This is a genomic window from Pseudonocardia sp. WMMC193, assembly GCF_021728735.1.
GTDB classification, from domain to species: Bacteria; Actinomycetota; Actinomycetes; order Mycobacteriales; family Pseudonocardiaceae; genus Pseudonocardia; species Pseudonocardia oroxyli.
The window spans coordinates 185252-202387 of record NZ_JAKKDO010000003.1 but is presented as its reverse complement, the minus strand read 5'-3'; the positions used below and the strand labels follow the sequence as shown (position 1 = coordinate 202387).

General features: G+C 74.6%; 15 protein-coding genes. 8 read left to right on the top strand and 7 right to left on the bottom strand.

The features are described from left to right. Positions 1-65: 65 nt before the first annotated feature. The 4 genes from L3X23_RS02260 to L3X23_RS02245 all read left to right on the top strand — a co-directional run bounded on the left by L3X23_RS02260 (position 66) and on the right by L3X23_RS02245 (position 4422). Entirely contained in the window at positions 66-515 is a 450-nt protein-coding gene (locus L3X23_RS02260) for an Rrf2 family transcriptional regulator (protein WP_237190435.1), read from the top strand. 82 nt (positions 516-597) lie between these two features. Further along, the gene (locus L3X23_RS02255; protein WP_237190433.1) at positions 598-1902 is read left to right on the top strand and encodes an acyl-CoA dehydrogenase family protein; all 1305 of its coding nucleotides are present in this window, start codon (positions 598-600) and stop codon (positions 1900-1902) included. Between the two features lie 152 nt (positions 1903-2054). Beyond that, positions 2055-3089 (top strand): helix-turn-helix domain-containing protein, encoded by a 1035-nt coding sequence (locus L3X23_RS02250; RefSeq protein WP_237190431.1) that lies wholly within the window; start codon positions 2055-2057, stop codon positions 3087-3089. 76 nt (positions 3090-3165) lie between these two features. Then, positions 3166-4422 carry an acyl-CoA dehydrogenase family protein gene (locus tag L3X23_RS02245; protein ID WP_237190430.1) on the top strand — a complete coding sequence of 419 codons (1257 nt, stop codon included), beginning with the start codon at positions 3166-3168 and terminating at the stop codon, positions 4420-4422. 33 nt (positions 4423-4455) lie between these two features. Here the strand turns inward: L3X23_RS02245 and L3X23_RS02240 are convergent, their stop codons facing one another. Continuing rightward, positions 4456-5610 carry a lipase family protein gene (locus tag L3X23_RS02240; RefSeq protein WP_237190428.1) on the bottom strand — a complete coding sequence of 385 codons (1155 nt, stop codon included), beginning with the start codon at positions 5608-5610 and terminating at the stop codon, positions 4456-4458. Between the two features lie 121 nt (positions 5611-5731). Between L3X23_RS02240 and L3X23_RS02235 the strand changes: the two genes are divergently transcribed. The 3 genes from L3X23_RS02235 to L3X23_RS02225 all read left to right on the top strand — a co-directional run bounded on the left by L3X23_RS02235 (position 5732) and on the right by L3X23_RS02225 (position 8728). Continuing rightward, positions 5732-6418 carry a response regulator transcription factor gene (locus tag L3X23_RS02235; protein WP_237190426.1) on the top strand — a complete coding sequence of 229 codons (687 nt, stop codon included), beginning with the start codon at positions 5732-5734 and terminating at the stop codon, positions 6416-6418. A gap of 176 nt (positions 6419-6594) precedes the next feature. Continuing rightward, positions 6595-7863, top strand: a complete 1269-nt coding sequence (locus tag L3X23_RS02230) for a HAMP domain-containing sensor histidine kinase (protein WP_237190424.1) — start codon at positions 6595-6597, stop codon at positions 7861-7863. A gap of 118 nt (positions 7864-7981) precedes the next feature. Then, positions 7982-8728 carry a phosphatase PAP2 family protein gene (locus L3X23_RS02225; RefSeq protein ID WP_237190423.1) on the top strand — a complete coding sequence of 249 codons (747 nt, stop codon included), beginning with the start codon at positions 7982-7984 and terminating at the stop codon, positions 8726-8728. Here the strand turns inward: L3X23_RS02225 and L3X23_RS02220 are convergent. The 5 genes from L3X23_RS02220 to L3X23_RS02200 all read right to left on the bottom strand — a co-directional run bounded on the left by L3X23_RS02220 (position 8725) and on the right by L3X23_RS02200 (position 14276). Further along, positions 8725-10176, bottom strand: coding sequence for an LCP family protein (locus tag L3X23_RS02220; RefSeq protein WP_237190421.1), 1452 nt, complete (start codon positions 10174-10176; stop codon positions 8725-8727). The genes L3X23_RS02225 and L3X23_RS02220 overlap by 4 nt on opposite strands. Continuing rightward, entirely contained in the window at positions 10157-10978 is an 822-nt protein-coding gene (locus L3X23_RS02215) for a polysaccharide deacetylase family protein (protein ID WP_237190419.1), read from the bottom strand. Before L3X23_RS02215 ends, L3X23_RS02220 begins: the two co-directional genes overlap by 20 nt. Before the next feature lie 99 nt (positions 10979-11077). Further along, positions 11078-12034 (bottom strand): cytochrome c oxidase assembly protein, encoded by a 957-nt coding sequence (locus L3X23_RS02210; protein ID WP_237190417.1) that lies wholly within the window; start codon positions 12032-12034, stop codon positions 11078-11080. Between the two features lie 10 nt (positions 12035-12044). Further along, positions 12045-12197, bottom strand: coding sequence for a hypothetical protein (locus L3X23_RS02205; RefSeq protein ID WP_093087929.1), 153 nt, complete (start codon positions 12195-12197; stop codon positions 12045-12047). A gap of 93 nt (positions 12198-12290) precedes the next feature. After that, positions 12291-14276 (bottom strand): glycosyltransferase family 39 protein, encoded by a 1986-nt coding sequence (locus tag L3X23_RS02200; protein WP_374204810.1) that lies wholly within the window; start codon positions 14274-14276, stop codon positions 12291-12293. A 255-nt stretch (positions 14277-14531) separates the two neighbouring features. Here L3X23_RS02200 and L3X23_RS02195 point away from each other — a divergent pair, with 255 nt between their 5' ends. Beyond that, positions 14532-14846 (top strand): BMC domain-containing protein, encoded by a 315-nt coding sequence (locus L3X23_RS02195; RefSeq protein ID WP_237190415.1) that lies wholly within the window; start codon positions 14532-14534, stop codon positions 14844-14846. Between the two features lie 21 nt (positions 14847-14867). On the opposite strand, the gene L3X23_RS02190 is transcribed toward L3X23_RS02195, so the two are convergent. Beyond that, on the bottom strand, positions 14868-17114 hold the full coding sequence (locus L3X23_RS02190; RefSeq protein WP_237190413.1) for a helix-turn-helix domain-containing protein: 2247 nt from the start codon (positions 17112-17114) through the stop codon (positions 14868-14870). Between the last annotated feature and the right edge of the window lie 22 nt (positions 17115-17136).

Genomic DNA, 17136 nt, shown 5'->3' with positions numbered 1-17136 from the left:
GGCCCCCTCGCAGGCGGGGGTGCCGGGGTACCGTTCGTCCGGAGAGCCGAGAGACGAGCGAGGGCATGAAGCACACGAGCCACGCGGACTACGCCCTGCGCGTGCTCCTCTACCTGAGAGTGGCCCCCGGACGGCGCGGGTCGGTGGGCGAGATGGCCGAGGCGCACCGGGTGTCCCGACACCACCTCGACAAGGTGGTCAACCGCCTGGCCGCCGCCGAGCTCGTCGAGACCACGCGCGGCCGGGGTGGCGGGGTGCGGCTGGTCCGCGACCCGGCGACGATCACCGTGGGCGCGGTCATGCGCGCGATGGAGTCGGACTTCGCCGTCGTCGAGTGCCTCGGCCCCGCCCGCTACTGTCGCGTGGCTGGGGTCTGCGGGGCGCGCAGCGTCTTCGCCCGCGCGCTCGACGCGTACTTCGCGGTGCTCGACGAGGCGAGCCTGGAGGACATCGCCGAGAACGACCTCGGCCTGCGCGGCGCGCTCGGTCTGCTCCACGGCGCGGGCGGCGCCTGACCGCGCCCTCCCGGGCCGACGCCCCGGCCCCGACGACCCGGCCCCGACGACGTGGCGTCCCGACCGACCGTGGAGGAACGCTGTGGCCGTCGACTTCGACCTGACCCCGGCACAGAGGAAGCTCAAGTACGAGGCCCGCGAGTTCGCGCACGAGGTGCTCCGCCCCGCGGCCGCGGCGGCGGACGCCCTGGCCGACCCGCAGCAGGCCTTCGTGGCGATGCGGCCGGTGTACGAGCAGGCCGCCGCCCGCGGCATGACGACGATGTTCCTGCCGAAGGAGTACGGCGGCGGCGGGGCGTCGAACGTCGACTTCCTCATCGCGATCGAGGAGCTGTGCGCGGTGGACCCGGGTTTCCCGACCGTCCTCCTGGTCAACGGCCTCGCCCTGCTGCCGCTGCTCACGTTCGGGACCGAGGAGCAGCGCGAGACCTGGCTCCGCAGGGCCACCGGCAACGAGCGGGGCGGGTTCCTCGCGGGCTGGGCCGTCAGCGAGCGCGGCGGCACGGCCAACTTCGACCACCCCAGCCCGCGCGCGGGCATCCAGCTCCTCGCCGAGCACGACCGCAAGCGCGGCGAGTACGTCCTGCACGGCGAGAAGCACTGGCCGTGCAACGCGGGCGGCTGGGACCTCGGCGGGGCGGACGTGACGCTGTGCGTCGTCCGGACCGACCGGCACGGCGGCGGCAAGGAGGCGCTCAGCGCCGTCCTCGTCGAACGGGGCACGCCCGGCGTGGAGTACGAGGTGATCGACAAGATCGCGCACCGCACCTGCCAGAACGTGACCATGACCTTCCGGGGCGCGCGGGTGCCGGAGACGAACCTGCTGGCCGAGGGCGCGGGCGACCTGCTGATCAACCAGAACTTCACGTGGTCGGGGCCGATCGCGGGGATCGCGGCCGTCGGCGTCGCCCGGGGCGCCTACGAGTTCACGCTGAAGTGGGCGCGCACCTTCACCGGTGGCGGCTCGGCGCCGATCATCGGCCACCAGGCCGTGGGCAACCTGCTCACCGAGATCGCGAGCAAGATCGAGGCCGGGCGCTACTTCTGTTGGAAGACCGCGCACTACATGGACGCCCACCCCGGCCAGGGGCACGCGCTGGGCGGGATGAACAAGACGTACTGCGGCGACCTCATGCAGAGCGTCGTGTTCGACTGCATGCGGGTCGTCGGGGTCAACGCGTTGGACCGCAAGTTCCCGATGGCCAAGTTCTACCGCGAGGCCGCCGTGTTCTCCCTCTACGACGCGGGCAACCTCGGGATGCAGCGCCGTCGGGCCTGGGGTGTCATGGCCGACCGCGCGTTCACCCCGGACACCTTCGTCGACGGCGCCGCCCTGCCGTTCACCCGCTCCATGGAGGGCTACGGCGTCATCGCCGAGCAGCACTGAACAGACCGAACAGACCGAGCAGCGCCCCTCACACCGGCACCGCGGCCGCGGTGAGGAGTTCTTGACCGACCGTAGCGTCCGAGGGGTGGTGTCGGTCTCGGTCACACGGCACGATCGCCCCCAGTCCACCGCGGCCCGGGGAGGCGAAGGCGATGCGTTACTGGACGACGAACGACCGCCCGGTGGCCGAGCAGTTCAGCTACTGGCGCGAGGTCATCTGCCAGGCCTTCACGCCCTTGACCTCGGACCGCACCGCCACGCACCGGGCGACCGGGCCGGAGGAGCCGGGGCTCACCAGCTGGGTGCGGTCCTCCCCGCTGACCTCGACGAACTGCGCCGAGGTGTCCTCCCGCACGCAGCTGATCCGCCACGGCGAGGCCGAGGTCCGGCGCACCGATTCCCACCAGGTCTTCGTCAACCTCCAGCTGGCCGGTCACTGCGTCGCCCGCCAAGGGGGTCGGACGTGCGTCGTGCCGACCGGCGGGTTCGCGCTGTTCGACACCACGAGCCGCTACGACCTGGAGTTCGTCGAGGATCCCGGTCTCCGGGAGTGGCGGGTCCTGTCCTTCCGGGTCCCCCGCGAGAAGCTGGCGCCGCTGCTCGCGGACCCCGAGGGGGCGACCTCGATCACCCACGACGCCCGCGCGAACGGCCTCGCCTCGATCGTGGCCTCGACGATGATCTCGACCTGGAAGAACCTCGACTCGCTGGACGTCGCCGGCATCGACGCCGCGGAGTCCGCCTACACCGCCCTCCTCGCGGCGGCCGCGAGCGGCAACGACCGGCTGCGCGACACCAGCCGGGACTCGCTGGACGCGACGCTGCGCGCCTCGATCAACCGGTACCTCGCCGCGAACCTCCGCACCGCGACCGATCTCTCGGCCGCGCGGACGGCGCGGCGGTTCGGCATCTCCGTCCGTAAGCTGCACAGCCTCTACGCGGGCGGCGAGCGCACCTACGCGCAGACGGTCATGGCGCTGCGCGTCGAGGGCTGCGCCGAGGAGCTGACCCGCGCCACCGCACGCCTCTCCCTGACCGACACGGCCACGCGGTGGGGGTTCTGCGACCTCTCGCACCTCAACCGCGTGTTCAAGGCCCAGCTGGGCTGTCTGCCCGGCGAGTACCGCGCGCGCAGGCGCGAAGGTGTGCACATCGGTTCCAGTCCGCTCGCAGTCTCGTCCAAGTAGGAGCGGCTCCCCTCGTCCGACACTGCGACCGTCGCTCCGGCCGGCCGGGCCGGAGCCGGTTCACGAGGGAATGGCCATGCCACTGGACTTCAGCCTGGACGAGCAGCAGCTGCAGGTACGTGCGGGTGCACGGCAGTTCGCCGACGGTGTACTGAGCGGGGTCGCCGCCGCACTCGCGGACATCCCGGGCCCGGAGGAGCGGTTCTACGCGATCAAGCCGTTCTACCAGCAGATGGCCGATGCCGGGTTTCTCAACGCCCTGATCCCCGACGAGTACGGCGGCCAGAAGTTCAGCTCGCTCGCCTTCGTCCTCGCCGCCGAGGAGCTCTCCCGGGTCGACATCAACACCCCGACGGCCATCCTCGCCACGGGGCTCGGCCTGGCGCCGATCATCCACTTCGGCACGCACGAGCAGAAGGAGCGGTTCCTCCGGCCGTTCACCGACGGCACCCCCCGGCTGGCGGCCTTCGGGTTCACCGAGGTCACCGGCGGCGCCAACTTCGACTCCGTCGACCCGAAGGTCGGCGTGCAGACCTTCGCCCGGCTCGAGGGCGACGAGTGGGTCATCAACGGCGCGAAGCACTACACGACCAACGGCACCGGCTGGAACCGGGAGCTGCCCGACATCCTCACCCTCGTCGTGCGCACCGACCCCGACAAGCCGCCGCACGAGTCCCTCGCGGTCATCGTCATCGAGAAGGGGACGCCGGGGATCGAGGTCACGGGGATCATCGACACGGTCGGGCACCGCGCGACCATCTCGCCGCGCCTGGAGTTCACCGACGTCCGGGTGCCCGCGGGCAACATCCTCGGCAAGCCCGGGGACGGGATGGAGATCGTCAAGACGGCGTTCTCCTGGACCTGTGCCCCGATCGGCGCCGCCTGCGTCGGCCGGATGCGGGCCGCGTTCGACTACGCCTACGAGTTCGCCAAGACCGACAACCGCTCCGGCCCGCACCCGGTGATCGAGTACCAGAACGCGGGCTACATGCTCGCCGACCTCAAGATCCGCATCGAGGCGGCGCGCTACCTGTCCTGGAAGGCCGCGGACCACTTCGACAAGACCGGCGGCAAGGACCGCGAGCTCGCCAACATCACGAAGGTGTTCGCCTCGGAGACCTCGGTGCAGGTCGTGTACGACGCCATGCGGCTGGTCGGCGTCGACGCCTACACCGACCTCACCCCGATCGCGGGGATCATGCAGGACGTCCTGTGCTTCCCGGTGTACGACGGCGGCAACATGGGCGTTCGCAGGCGGCAGCTGCACGAGATGTTCCAGCACCCCGGCTACGACCCGGGTGCCGTCGCGGAGAACCGTCTCTCCACGGGCTGACTCCGCCGCCGCGGCTCGACCTGCTCCCCCTCCTCAGCAGGTCGAGCCGCCCGGCGCGGCCAGCCACCGGATCAGCTGCGGGACGACGTCGAGGGCGATGGAGCCGTGGTCCGCGCCGGGGACCACCACGGACGTGAGCTCCGCGCCCGCGGCGCACTGTGCGGCGACGAACCGTGCGGTGGTGTCGGGGCGGACCAGGGTGTCCGCGCCGCCCTGCGCCACGAACACCGGCACCGGGATGCGGTCCCGACCCGGGGTGTTCTCGCGCAGCAGGCTCGCCCACGGCTCGACGGTCGCCGGGTCGGCCCGCAGGTCGTGCCCGACCAACGGCCCGGCGAGGGCGTGGAGCCGGTCGTTCTGGCCGATCAGGCACAGGGCCGCCATCTGCGGGACCGCGGCCGCGGCCTCCGGGGTCAGGATCGCGTCCAGCGGCGCACCGTAGTTCGCGGCGTAGGCGGCGAACGCGTAGGCACCGATCGTGACCCCCGAGACATCCCCGATGTCCGCGTCCAGCAGCCCGGCCAGCTCGACGGCGGGCGCCGCGGCCGCCACCCCGCGCAGCCGCAGCTCGGGCGCGTAGGTCGCGGCGCGCTCGGCCGCGAACAGCACGGCGTGCCCGCCCTGGGAGTGCCCCCACAGCACCAGGCCGTCCCCCGCGCCCGCCTCGGGCACGGCGCGGGCCGCGCGGGCGGCGTCGAGGACGGCCTGGGAGGACGTCGTGCCGATCAGGTAGGTGGGCGCCGTCGGGTAGTCGGTCGCCGCGACCACGTAGCCGGCGGCGAGCAGCTCCTGCAGCCCCTCGATCAGGCTGAACGGCGCGTCGCCCGCCGAGGGTGCGCACCGCGGCGCGGTCCCGGTCGTCGGGTGGGCCCACGAGACGACCGTCCGGCCGCCCGGGGGCGGGGCCGCGGTGGGGGCGACGACGACGCCCGAGACGGCGATGTCGGCGCCCCGGTCGTCCCGGGAGTGGTAGAGCACCCGCCAGGCCGCCGCTCCGTCCGGGGCCCCGAGCAGGCGTTCCGAGCGGATCAGGGTGCCCGGCGCGGCCTCGGGCAGCGGATCCGGAACCCGGTAGAAGGGTGCCGAGGTCGCACCGTCGGTCACCCCGTCGACGACGCGGCGCTCCAGCGTCGAGCCGCACCCCGCGGTGAGCAGCAGCAGGACCAGCACCGCGGCCGCGGCCCTCACCGCCGGCCCGATGGGAACTCGGCCTGCCGGTCCGGCAGAGCGACGGTGGGGCTCACTCCGGGGCGGTCGTCTCCGCGCCCGGTGTCGTTACGGCCCGGGCGGGTCGCCGTAGGCTCCCGGCATGGCCCGGCTGCTGCTGGTGGAGGACGACGACACGATCGGCCACGCGCTCTCGTCGAGCCTGGCCGCGCACGGGCACGAGATCGCCTGGCACACCCGTGGCCGCGACGCGCTCGCGGAGGCCGCCCGCGGCCCGCTGGACCTGGTGCTGCTGGACCTGGGCCTGCCCGATCTCGACGGCGTCGCCGTGTGCCGTGGGCTCCGCGCGGCCCAGCCCGACGCGGTGGTGGTGATGCTGACCGCGCGGGCCGAGGAGATGGACGTGATCATCGGCCTGGAGGCGGGCGCGGACGACTACCTGACCAAGCCGGTCCGGCTCGCCGAGCTGCACGCCCGCGTCCGCGCCCACCTGCGTCGGCGGGCACCCGCGACCCCGGGCGGACCGCCCGCGCTCGGTGACCTGGCCCTCGACACGGCGGCCCGCCGGGTCACCGTCGGCGGCACCGAGGTCACGCTGCGCACCAAGGAGTACGAGCTGCTCGCCCGGCTCGCCGCCGAGCCCGGCGTCGCCGTCAGCCGCGAGACGTTGATGTCCGAGGTGTGGGACGAGCACTGGTTCGGCTCGACCAAGACCCTCGACGTGCACGTCGCCGCGCTGCGCCGCAGGCTCGCCGAGGCCGGGGGCTCGGCGCGGCTGCCCACCATCGTCACCCTGCGCGGGCACGGGTACCGCCTGGACCCGCCCTGATTTTGCCGTCCGCTTGCCCCGCGTGGAACCGGCCCGAACCCTGCGGTTCCTACCGTCGACCCCGTGCAGACCCCGCTCGCCCCGTGAGGGCGACCGAGCGAGACCGGGAGCGGACGACCGCGGTGCGACCCGCGGCCGTAGCCTCGTCCCGACCGTCCGGCCGTGAGGGGGTGCCCGTGCGCAGGCGCATCGTCGTGCTCACCCTCGCCGCCGCCGCGCTGGCCGTCGCCCTGTTCGGCATCCCGCTCGCCGGGATCGTGGTCGCCTACGTCCAGAACGACGAGCGCGGCGAGCTCGCGCAGGTCGCGGACGTCGCGGCGCTGAGCGTGGCAGTGGAGCTGGCGAAGGGCCAGGACCCGGTCCTCCCGACCTTCGGGTCCGGTCCCGACGTCGCGCTGTATGCCCGGGACGGCACCCGTGTGCTCGGGCGCGGACCGGCCACCGCGGACCAGTCGGTCGCGGACGCGCTGGCGGTGGGCCGCGACTCCGACGACGACTGGATCGTCGCCGTCCCGGTCACCGGGGACGACCCGCGGGCCGGGGCGATCCGCGTCACCGTGCCCCCGACGGAGTCGTACGCGAAGATCGGGCTCTCCTGGGCCGCGATGCTGGCCCTCGCCGCCGCGGCGCTGGCCGCGGTCTGGTTCGTGGCCCGCCGCCAGGCGGGCAGGCTCGCGGGTCCCCTCGAACAGCTCTCCCGCGCGGCCCGGCGCCTCGGCGACGGCGACTTCACCGTCCGCTCCCCCGCCGTCGGCATCCCCGAGATCGACTCGGTGGGCGCGGACCTGGACGCCACCGCCCAGCGACTGGGCGACCTCGTGGCCCGCGAACGCGCCTTCACCGCCGACGCCTCCCACCAGCTCCGCACCCCGCTCGCGGGGCTCCGGCTGACCCTGGAGACCGCGCTGGAGGACCCGGACACGGACCCGCGGGCGGCCATGCGTGAGGCCGTCCGGGCCGCCGACGGGCTCCACCGCACGATCGAGGACCTCCTCGCGCTCGCCCGCGACACCGAGACGGTGCGGACCGCCCTCGACCTCCCGGCCCTGCTCGCCGAGCTCGACCGCGGGTGGGCGGGACACGACCTGCGGATCGCGGCCGATCCCGACCTGCCCGCGGTGTGGGCGTCCACGGCCGCGGTCCGCCAGGTGGTGGCGGTGCTCGTCGACAACGCCGTCCGCCACGGCCGGGAGCCCGTCACCGTCGCGGTGCGGGACCTCGGCGGCGCCGTCGCGATCGACGTCGCCGACCGGGGCGACGGCATCGTCGTCCCCGAGACCGAGCTCTTCGCCCGCCGCGCGCCCCACGCCGCGGGACACGGGATCGGGCTGGCGCTGGCCCGCAGCCTCGCCGAGGCCCAGGGCGGGCGGCTGGCCCTCACCCGCACCACCCCGCCGACCTTCACCCTGCTGCTGCCCGCGGACCCGGACTTTCCCGAGCGCTAACCGTCCCCTGGTCGGGCCCGCACCCGCCGGTTCGTAGCGTCGACGACATGACGACGCCGCCGTCCTCCGCCCCCTGCCGTTCGACCCGCGGACGGGCCCTCGTCGCCGGGACCGCGCGATGAGCACCGCGGACGCGACCCTGGTCCTCGGCCTGTCGCTGATGGCCGCCTGGCTGGTCGCCGTGGTCGCGCTGCGGCGCCGCGTGCCGCCCGGCGTGCTCGCCGGCCTCGGTGTCGCCGCCGTCTGCTTCGCGCTGTACGCCGGGGTCGTCGACGCCGTCGCCGACCCGGCACCGCTCGCCTGGGCCGACGCCCCCGTGCTCGCGTGGCTCGTCGCCCATCGCACCCCCGGGCTCGACACCCTCCTGCGCGCGGTCAGCACCGTGGGCGGCACCCTCGGCATGACGGTGCTGGCGGCGGCGGGGGCGCTCGTCCTGCTCGTGCGGCAGCGGATGCGCCACGCGCTCCTCGTCGTCGTCGCGGCCGCGGGCGCCGGGCTGCTCGTGACCCTCACGAAGAACCTCTACCAGCGCGAACGCCCACCGCTCGGGGTCCGCCTCACCGTGGAGACCACCTACTCGCTGCCCTCGGGGCACGCGCTCGGCTCCGCCGTCGTGCTCGGCGTGCTGGCCGTCGTGGCGGTCCTCGGGCTCCGCTCGGCCACCGCCCGGGCCCTGGTCGCGGCCTGCGCGGTCCTCGGCACGCTGATCATCGGGTTCAGCAGGCTCTACCTCGGCGCCCACTGGCTCACCGACGTCCTGGCGGGCTGGCTGCTCGGCGCGGCCTGGCTCGCCCTCTGCGTCACCCTCGTGCGTCCGCGGACGACCCGAGCGTCGGACCTGGAGGAGCAGGCGGTCGCGCGCTAGTTCACGCAGGGCACGCCCGCCGCCGTCAGCGGTGGGGTCGCCGGTGGGGTCGCCGCGCCCGGGGGCGCGGTGGGTGCAGTGGGCGCGGTGGGCGCGGTGTAGTCGGCGCCCAGCCGGACCACGAGCCGGTGTGCGGGCACCGAGGGGTCCGCGACGACCGGGATCCCGCCGAGGTCGCCCGCCAGCACCGCGGCCGCGGGGTCCGCGGCGGTGTGCGCACGGACGCTGGACGTGCGGGTCGCCCCCGTGGTGGCGGTGCTGCCCGCGGTCGCACCGTCGGCCACCGCCAACGCCTCGACCTGGGCGGCGAGGCCGGTGCGGGTGGTGCCGTTCAGCGTGTCCACGGTGGTGCCGCCCAGCCCGGGCGCCGCCGGTACCGGGTCGTCCGAGCCGGTGGTGGGCGCGGTGAGCCCCGCGACGAACGCGCGCACGGCCGACGGGTCGACCTGCACCGCCTCGCCGTCGGACGGGGTCCGCAGCGCGAGGCTGCCGGTGGGGATGGTGCGGAAGTCGATGTTCCCACCCGACAGGCCCTGGGCCTGGGTGGCGAATCCCAGCACGTCCCAGCCCTGGTCGAGGACGACGTACCGGTCCACCGCCGCGACCAGCCGCGACAGCGTCCCGGGATCGGCCAGCGTGTGTGCGGACAGCAGCTCGTGGGCCAGCCCCGCCATGAACGCCTGCTGTCGCACGATCCGGTCGAGGTCACCGCGCGGCAGGCCGTGGCGCTGGCGCACGAAGGCCAGCGCCTGCGCCCCCTGCAGGGTCTGCGGACCCGCGGGCAGGTCCACCCCCGAGTAGCTGTCGCGGGCGGGCGCCTTCAGGCACACCGGCACCCCGCCCAGCACGTCGGTGATCTCCGCGAACCCCACGAGGTTGATCTCGGCGAAGTGGTCCACCGAGGCGCCGGTGAGCTGCTCGACGGTGTCGACCAGCTCCCGCCTGCCCGCCTGGTCGGCCTGCGTCGTCAGGTCGGCGCCCTGGACCCCGGACGCGCCGAGCCGGGCGAGGGCGTCGGTGCGGGCCCGCGCGTAGGCCGAGTTGATCTTATGCCGGCCGTAGCCGGGGATGTCCACGTAGGAGTCGCGCGGGATCGAGATCGCGGTGGCCTGCGCGCCCGGGTCGTCCGGGATCCGCACCAGGATCAGCGTGTCGGTGTTCAGGGTGCCGGTGTCGCTGCCCGCGTTCAGCTCGTCGAGCACCTGCTGTGGCAGCGGGTTCCCGTGCCCGTCGGTGCGGCTGTCGAGGCCCACGAGCAGGATGTCCGTCGCGCCGTCGGCCGACCGGGCGCCGCTGAGCACGTCGCTGGTCGCGAGCGAGCCCGTCAACGAGTGGTACACCGACCAGCCGTAGCCGGTCAGGACCAGGACCAGCGCGGACAGCGCCGCGACCGCCACCCGCAGGAGGGGGACCCGGCGCCGCCCGCGCTCAGGCGGTGCCGGTGGCACGGCTGGTCCCGAACATCTCGTCGAGGGTCACCGGCGTGAGCCCCCGCTGCCGGATCAGGTCCGTGATCTGGTCGAACAGGCCGAGCACCGTGGAGTGGTTCGCGTGGCCGAGCACGATCCGCCCCGGCGTGAGGTACTTCTCCGCCTGCGACATCAGGAACTCGGGGGTGATGGTCGTCGAGTCCGAGTAGGAGCCGTTCCACAACACGGAGCGGGTCCAGCCGGCGTCCGCCGCGACGCCGTCGACCCGCGCGTCGTGCAGGCCGTACGGCGGGCGGTAGTACGGCCGGGTCGTGATGCCGAAGACCCGCTGCACCCAGTCCTCGTTGCGGGCGAGCTCGGCGCGGACGTCCCCGTCGGCCAGCGTGGTCAGCTTCGGATGGGTGAAGGTGTGGTTCATGACCTGGACCTGACCGGCCGCGACCAGCGGGGCCAGGACCGCGGCGTGCGGCTCCCACTCCCGCGCGTAGGTGCCGTTGGGGCTGAAGGTCAGGTGGGTCCCCGTCCGGCGCGCGAACTCGACGTACCCCGCCACGCAGTCCGCGCAGGTCCCGTCGTCCACGGTCAGGGCGACCCGGGAGCCGTCGGCCGGACCGGAGGAGACCGTCGTCGACCGACCGGGCACCGCGGCGGGGATCGGCGGCAGCGCCGGGACCGCCGGGGCCGCCGGTGTGGGGCCTCCGGCCGGCTGCCCGCCGCCGGTCGCGGGCGCCGAGCAGGCGGCCAGGCCGAGGCCCAGCAACCCCACGAACGCCCGCCGCGGCAGGCCGCGCCTGCTCCCGTCCCGACACCCGGACCCCATGCCCGACCTCCCGTCGCCGATCACCCGTGCCGGAGGGTAGGAGCGGCGTCCCCACCGTTCGGTCAGCGGCGGGTTAACGCACGGCAAGACGCGGCCGGGTCACGGCAGCGGGCGCCGGAAGCGGTCGGCGAGCTGCGGGTCGTCCTCCCACCACAGCCGCGACGGGACCGGGCCCGCCTCGGGCTCGGTCTCGGTCTCGGCTGCCGCGGCCGCCCGGTCCAGCTCGGCGTCCACCCGGCGGCCGTGGGCCTCGTCCTCGCGGGCCATCCGGGCGACCACGACGCCGATGAACGGCAGACCCACGACGTCACCACCCGCCCACAGCACGCCGGCCCCGAGGACCTGGTCGGTCCGCAGGTCCGGCCCCCACTGCCTGCCGAGCGCGGCGTAGAAGCCGACCGCGATCAACGGGCCGAGCCACACGACGAGCCCGAGCACCGCGTCCCCGATCATCTCGACGATCGTGATCGCCAAGGTGACCAGGTGCGACCCCGCACGCGGGACGGGATCGATGCGAAAGCGCGTCCAGAAGTACACGAACCCCGACAGCGCGAGCACGGTGCCCGCGACCGCCGACACGGCGGCGCTGCGCAGGGTCTGCTCGTAGAGCGGGCTGAGGTAGAGCACCAGGATGGGCACCACCAGCACCAGCGACACCACCGGCGGCAGGGTCGCCCACACCGCCGGTCGGGAGTGCAGCACCCGGCTGCACCGCCGCCGCGCCCCGGCGGGCATCGTGGCCGCCAGCAGGGTCAGCGGCGCGGCGGCGGCCAGCAGCATCGGGACGACCATCAGCAGCAGGATGTTCTGCGTGGCCCGCACCCAGAACAGCACGTCGGAGTACACACCGAGGAACGAGCACCCGATCACCAGCAGCAGCGCCACCGCCACCGCCGCGCACCACGACCGGGACCGCGGCCAGCCCGGACGCCGCCGCACACCGGCCGCGTAGCCGCCGCCCAGCACGGCCGCCACCGCGACGACGCCCGGCTCGAACCGCCACGCCGTCCCGACCCGTGCCCAGGTCAGCGGCGGGACCGCCGCGAGCGCACTCACCGCCGGGTCGTCAGCGCATCGCACGGCGGCGGACCGCCCCGACGACACCGGTCGCCACGAACAGGACGATGCCCACGATCGCGAGCCAGAACAGCGACTTCACGATGAATCCGACAACCACGACGACCAGCCACAGCACCAACAGCGCGACGATGATCCCCATCGTGACCTCCTGAGTCGAACGGTCGGCGCCCTCGTCGGCGCCGTCGCCGAGTCTGCTCCGGACGGGCCTGCGGTGCAGGTCGACGGGTCCGGCTCATCGGGCGGTCAGGTCGTAGACGGTCTGTCCGCCGACCGTGTCGGCAGCGTAGTGCTGCTGGACCCACTGGGTGATGGCCGCACCCACTCCGCCGCCCCGGGTGCCCCCGCCCTCGGGAAGGACGAGGTAGTGGACGAGCCCGGCCTGGACGTCGGCCTGGAACTCGGCCAGCGTGGGCGCGCGGTCGGACCCGGTGAACCCGCCGACGGCCATCACCGCGGTGCCGCTCGCCAGCTCCAGCGAGGCCGCGGCCGACGAGCCGACGGTGGCCGCCGACCAGCGCGTCCCCGCGGTCTCCAGCAGCGTCGCGACCTGTCCGTTCGGGACGGCGTCACCGAACCCACCGCCACCGGCGGCGAGCCGCGCCCGACCGGCGGCGGTCGCCGCTCCCCCGGCCGCACGGAAGGCGGCGCCGCCCGTGGCGACGGCCGGGCCCGCGGTCACGCCGCCACCGCGGTGGGGGGTCAGCGCCGTCTCGACGGCGTAGGCGGCCGGACCGGCCACGCCGACCACGACGGCGGCGGCCAGCACCGCGGCCCCGAGCCGTCCCCGCAGGGCCGACGGGATCGCGAGCACGATCCACAGCAGGAGCCCGACCACCACACCGAGCAGCAGGACCGTCCAGCGCAGCCACGGCAGGAACTGCGGGGTCCGGTCCAGCAGCACGAAGGACCACACCGCCGTCACCACGGTGGTGCCGGAGAGGACGAGCCTCCCGAGGAGCGTCGCCTGGGCGAGCCAGGCCTGCCTGCCGCCCACCACCACGAGCCCGACGATGCCGGGCACCAGCACGAGCGTGTAGTACGGGTGGAAGGTGCCCTGCATGAGGCTGAGCACCACCGCGCCGACCACGGTCCAGCCACCCCAGAGCAGCAACGCGGCCCGGGTGAGGTCGGTGCGCGGACTCCGCCGGGTGAACCACAGCCCGGCCACCAGCAGGATCAGCGCCGCCGGGAGCAGCCAGGAGACCTGTCCGCCGACCTGGGACTCGAACATCCGCAGGATCCCGGCCTGGCCCCCCATCCCACCGAAGCCGCCGAAGTCGCCGACGCCACCGCGGCCGCCGGGCCCGCCCGCGGCGTCGGCGGCGGCCTCGGCGGCCGCAGCGCCTCCCCCGCGGCCGCCGAACAGGCCCTGGCCGAAGATCCGGCCGAGGCCGTTGTAGCCGAAGGCCCGGCCGAGCTCGCTGTCGTTCGTCGAACCGCCGATGTACGGGCGGGCGGCCGCGGGCCACAGCGCGACCGCGAGCACCCACCAGCCCGCACCGACCACGATCGCCGCCCCCGCGCCGAGGAGCTGCGCGATCCGCCTGCGGAGCGCCGTGGGCGCCGCCCACAGGTAGGCGAGCGCCAGCCCCGGGACGACCAGGAAGGCCTGCAGCTCCTTGGCCAGGAACGCGAACCCGATCGCCAGCCCGGCGAGCAGGATCCACCGGGTGCTCGCCCGCTCCAGCGCCCGCACCATGCAGTACCCGGCCACGACCAGCAGCAGCACCAGCAGCGCGTCCGGGTTGTCGTACTTGAACATCAACGCCGCGACGGGGGTCAGGGCCAGCAGCGCCCCGGCGAGCAGTCCCGCACCCGGCCCGGCCACCCGCCGGACGGTCGCCCACAGCAGCGCGACCGCGGCGACGGCCATCAGTGCCTGCGGCACCAGCATCGCCCACGAGGAGAACCCGAACAGCCGGGTGGACAGCTCCATCACCCACAGCGAGGCGGGCGGCTTGTCGACCGTGATCAGGTTCTCCGGGTCCAGCGAGCCGAAGAACAGGGCCGTCCAGCTGCGCGTCCCCGCCTGCACCGCGGCCGCGTAGAACGAGTTGCCGTAGCCGGTGGCGCCGAGGTTCCACAGGTACAGGACCGCGGTCCCCGCCAGCAGCGCCCCCAGCACGGGCCGCTCCCACCGCGGTCGCCCGGGCCGGGCGGGCGGTGCCGCCGGTCCGGGCTCGTGCCGCTCGTCCAGTGTGACGCCCACCGTGACCACCTTCGACGCGTCGGGGAGCGACGCGGGGACCCGCGTGCCGTGGCACGAGCCTCGCCCGGCCCGGTGTCGATCCGTTGTGCCCCGGCTGTGGGTCTGCTGTGGAGATCGGCCGCCCGTCCCCTCTCCCGTGGACAGTGCCGCCCTCGCCTGCTGTCCCGCGGGGACAACGGCGAGCGGTGTCCCGCGCACTACCGTCGACGGTCAGGACGGACACGGCGGTCCGTCCGGCGAGCGCCGTCACCAGGAGGAAGATCGATGGCAGTCGAACGGCGGGCCGGTGGCGCCCTGGGCATGATCGAGACCAAGGGACTCGTGGGCGCGCTCGAGGCCGCCGACGCCATGGTGAAGGCCGCGAACGTGCAGATCGAGGGGTACCGCACGCTGCGCAACGGGCAGGTGTCGGTGCTCGTCCGAGGCGACGTCGGAGCGGTCAAGGCCGCGATCGACGCGGGCCGCACGGCGGCCGCGCAGGTCGGCGAACTCTACAGCAGCCACATCATCCCCCGCCCGCACGGCGAGACCGAGGGGATCGTGGCGCAGGCGGTGGTCCCGGTCTCGCCGGACGAGTGACCCCGGCCGGACCGGGGTCGGTCAGGTCGGCTCGGGCCGCAGGTCCGGGAACCCGTCGTCCGGCGTGCCGTCGGCCTGGACGGCCTGGTTGACCTGCATCAGGCGCAGCGCGAAGTCCGCCCGCATCCGGTCCTCGTGCCTGCTGAGGTCCAGGCCGGTGAGCTGGCGGATCCGCTCCAGGCGGTACCGCAGGGTCTTGTGGTGCACGTAGAGGCGCTCGGCGGCGACCCGTTGGGAGCAGTCCGCGTCGAAGAACGCGCGCAGCGTGCGGATCAGGGAACCGTCGTTGTCCCGGTCGTAGGCGAGCAGCGGGCCGGTGACCTCCTCGATGAAGGTCTGCAGGTCGGGGTCGTCCCCCGAGCCGAGCAGCAGCCGGACGATGCCCAGCTCCTCGTAGAGCAGGACGCTCTCGCCACCGAGCCGCTTGGCGGCGGCCAGGGCCGTCCGCGCCTCGTTGAGCGCGCTCGGCAGGTCGAGGACCTCGTGGTGCTCGCGGCTGATCCCCCAGGTCATCTCGAGCTGCGGCCACTCCTGGTGGACGGCCGTGGAGTAGGCGGTGACGAGCTCCTTGGCCCCGACCCGGTCCAGGTCGGCGGCGACGGCCACCACGGTGTCGCCCCGCAGGCTGGCCAGCGCCAGCCCGCGGCCCTCGAGGGTGCGCACCGTGCGCAGCACCTGGCGCCGCAGCCGGTCGGTCTGGGAGGTGTCCCAGCCGTGCTCGGCCGCGAGGTCCGCGACGTTCTCGACCCGGCCGTGCAGCACCCGGAGGCCGCCGCCGAGCCCGATGCCGAGCTGCTGGGCGCGGGTCCGGGCGGCGAGCCGGTGCTCCACCGGACCGCCCAGCAGGTCCCAGAGGACCTGCTCCGCCGCCTCGGCGCGGGCCCGGCTCGCCGCGCGCTCGCGCAGCAGCGCCAGGGAACACGCCATGGCCACCTGGGTGGCGACGGTGTCCATCATGTCGTCCGACTGGCCGTCCTGGAGCAGGATCACGTGCCCGACCTGGTCCCCGTCGGCGTGGACGGGCCGCGCCCACAGGGTGCCGCTGCGGGTCACGGTGCGCGGACGGCCGCCCCCGGCGACGGGCGGCACGCAGGCGGGGAGCGAGGTCACCAGGCGACGGCCGCTGTGCGAGGCGACCAGGCCGCCGTCCGGACCGTAGACGCCGATCTCGGTGTCCAGCTCCGCGGCGACGGTGCGCGCGATGGCGGGGAGCCCGCCGCCCCCGATCACGGTGCTCAGCAGCTCCTTCTGCAGCGCCGAGGTCCGGTTCAGGACGGCGACCTGCTGTTGGAGCGCGTCCCGGGCGCGGGCCGTCTCCGCGACGGCCTGGGCCTGCTCGTCGTGCAGCCGCGCGTTGTCGATCGCGATGGTGGCGAAGTCGGCGAGGATCACCATCCGCCGGATGTCCCGCTCGGTGAAGATCGACTCTCGGCGGCGCCAGACCTCGAGGACGCCGATCAGCTCGCCGTGCAGCCGCAGCGGGACCGCCAGCGCCGAACGGGCCTCCTCCTTCGCGGCCAGCGACATGAAGTCGCGGCTGATCGTCGAGTCCTCGAGGTAGCTGTCCACCTTGGCGGGTTCGCCGGTGAGGAAGACGAGGCCTGCGACCCCCTGGCCGCGGTGCATCCGCAGGCGGGCCGTCTCCGAGGCGCGGTTGCCCACGCAGGCCCGCATGCGGACGACGTCCTCCTCGCGGAGCATGACCCCGCAGATGTCGGACTCCAGCAGCCGCAGCGTCCGTTCGCTGATGGAGCGCAGCAGCTGGTCGACGTCCCGCTCGGAGAGCAGCTGGCGCGAGACCTCCTGGATGACCTCGGCCTCGACGGTGACCACGTCGGCCTCGCTGCCGGCCGCCTGCCCCATCACCAGCAGGCTCAACCAGACGCACCCCTGGCGGAGGGCGCCGCGCGTCGCGGCGTCGACCGGGTCGTCGGGGTCCCAGCAGAGGGCGACCGGACCCGGCCCGCAGGCGATGAGACCTGCGCGGTCGATCGTGGTGTCGACGCGTGGCGGCCCACCCCGAGGCAGGCCCGCGAAGCCGGTCCCGGAGCCGGCGAGCTTGCGCCACCGCCGGTCCATCCAGCCCGCGACCGTGACGGGCGTGCCCGCGAGCAGCGACGCGCTCGCCGCGAGGTCCCCCGCGGCCTCGGCCAGGTCGGTCGGGACGGTCTCCAGGAGCCCCAGCAGCCCCCGCCACGTCTTGTCGCTCGTCCGGTCACCCCGACCCGCGTCCGCGGGGAGGGTGACATCGGCGGACTCGACGGCCAACTCCACCACCTCCACGGGGCGG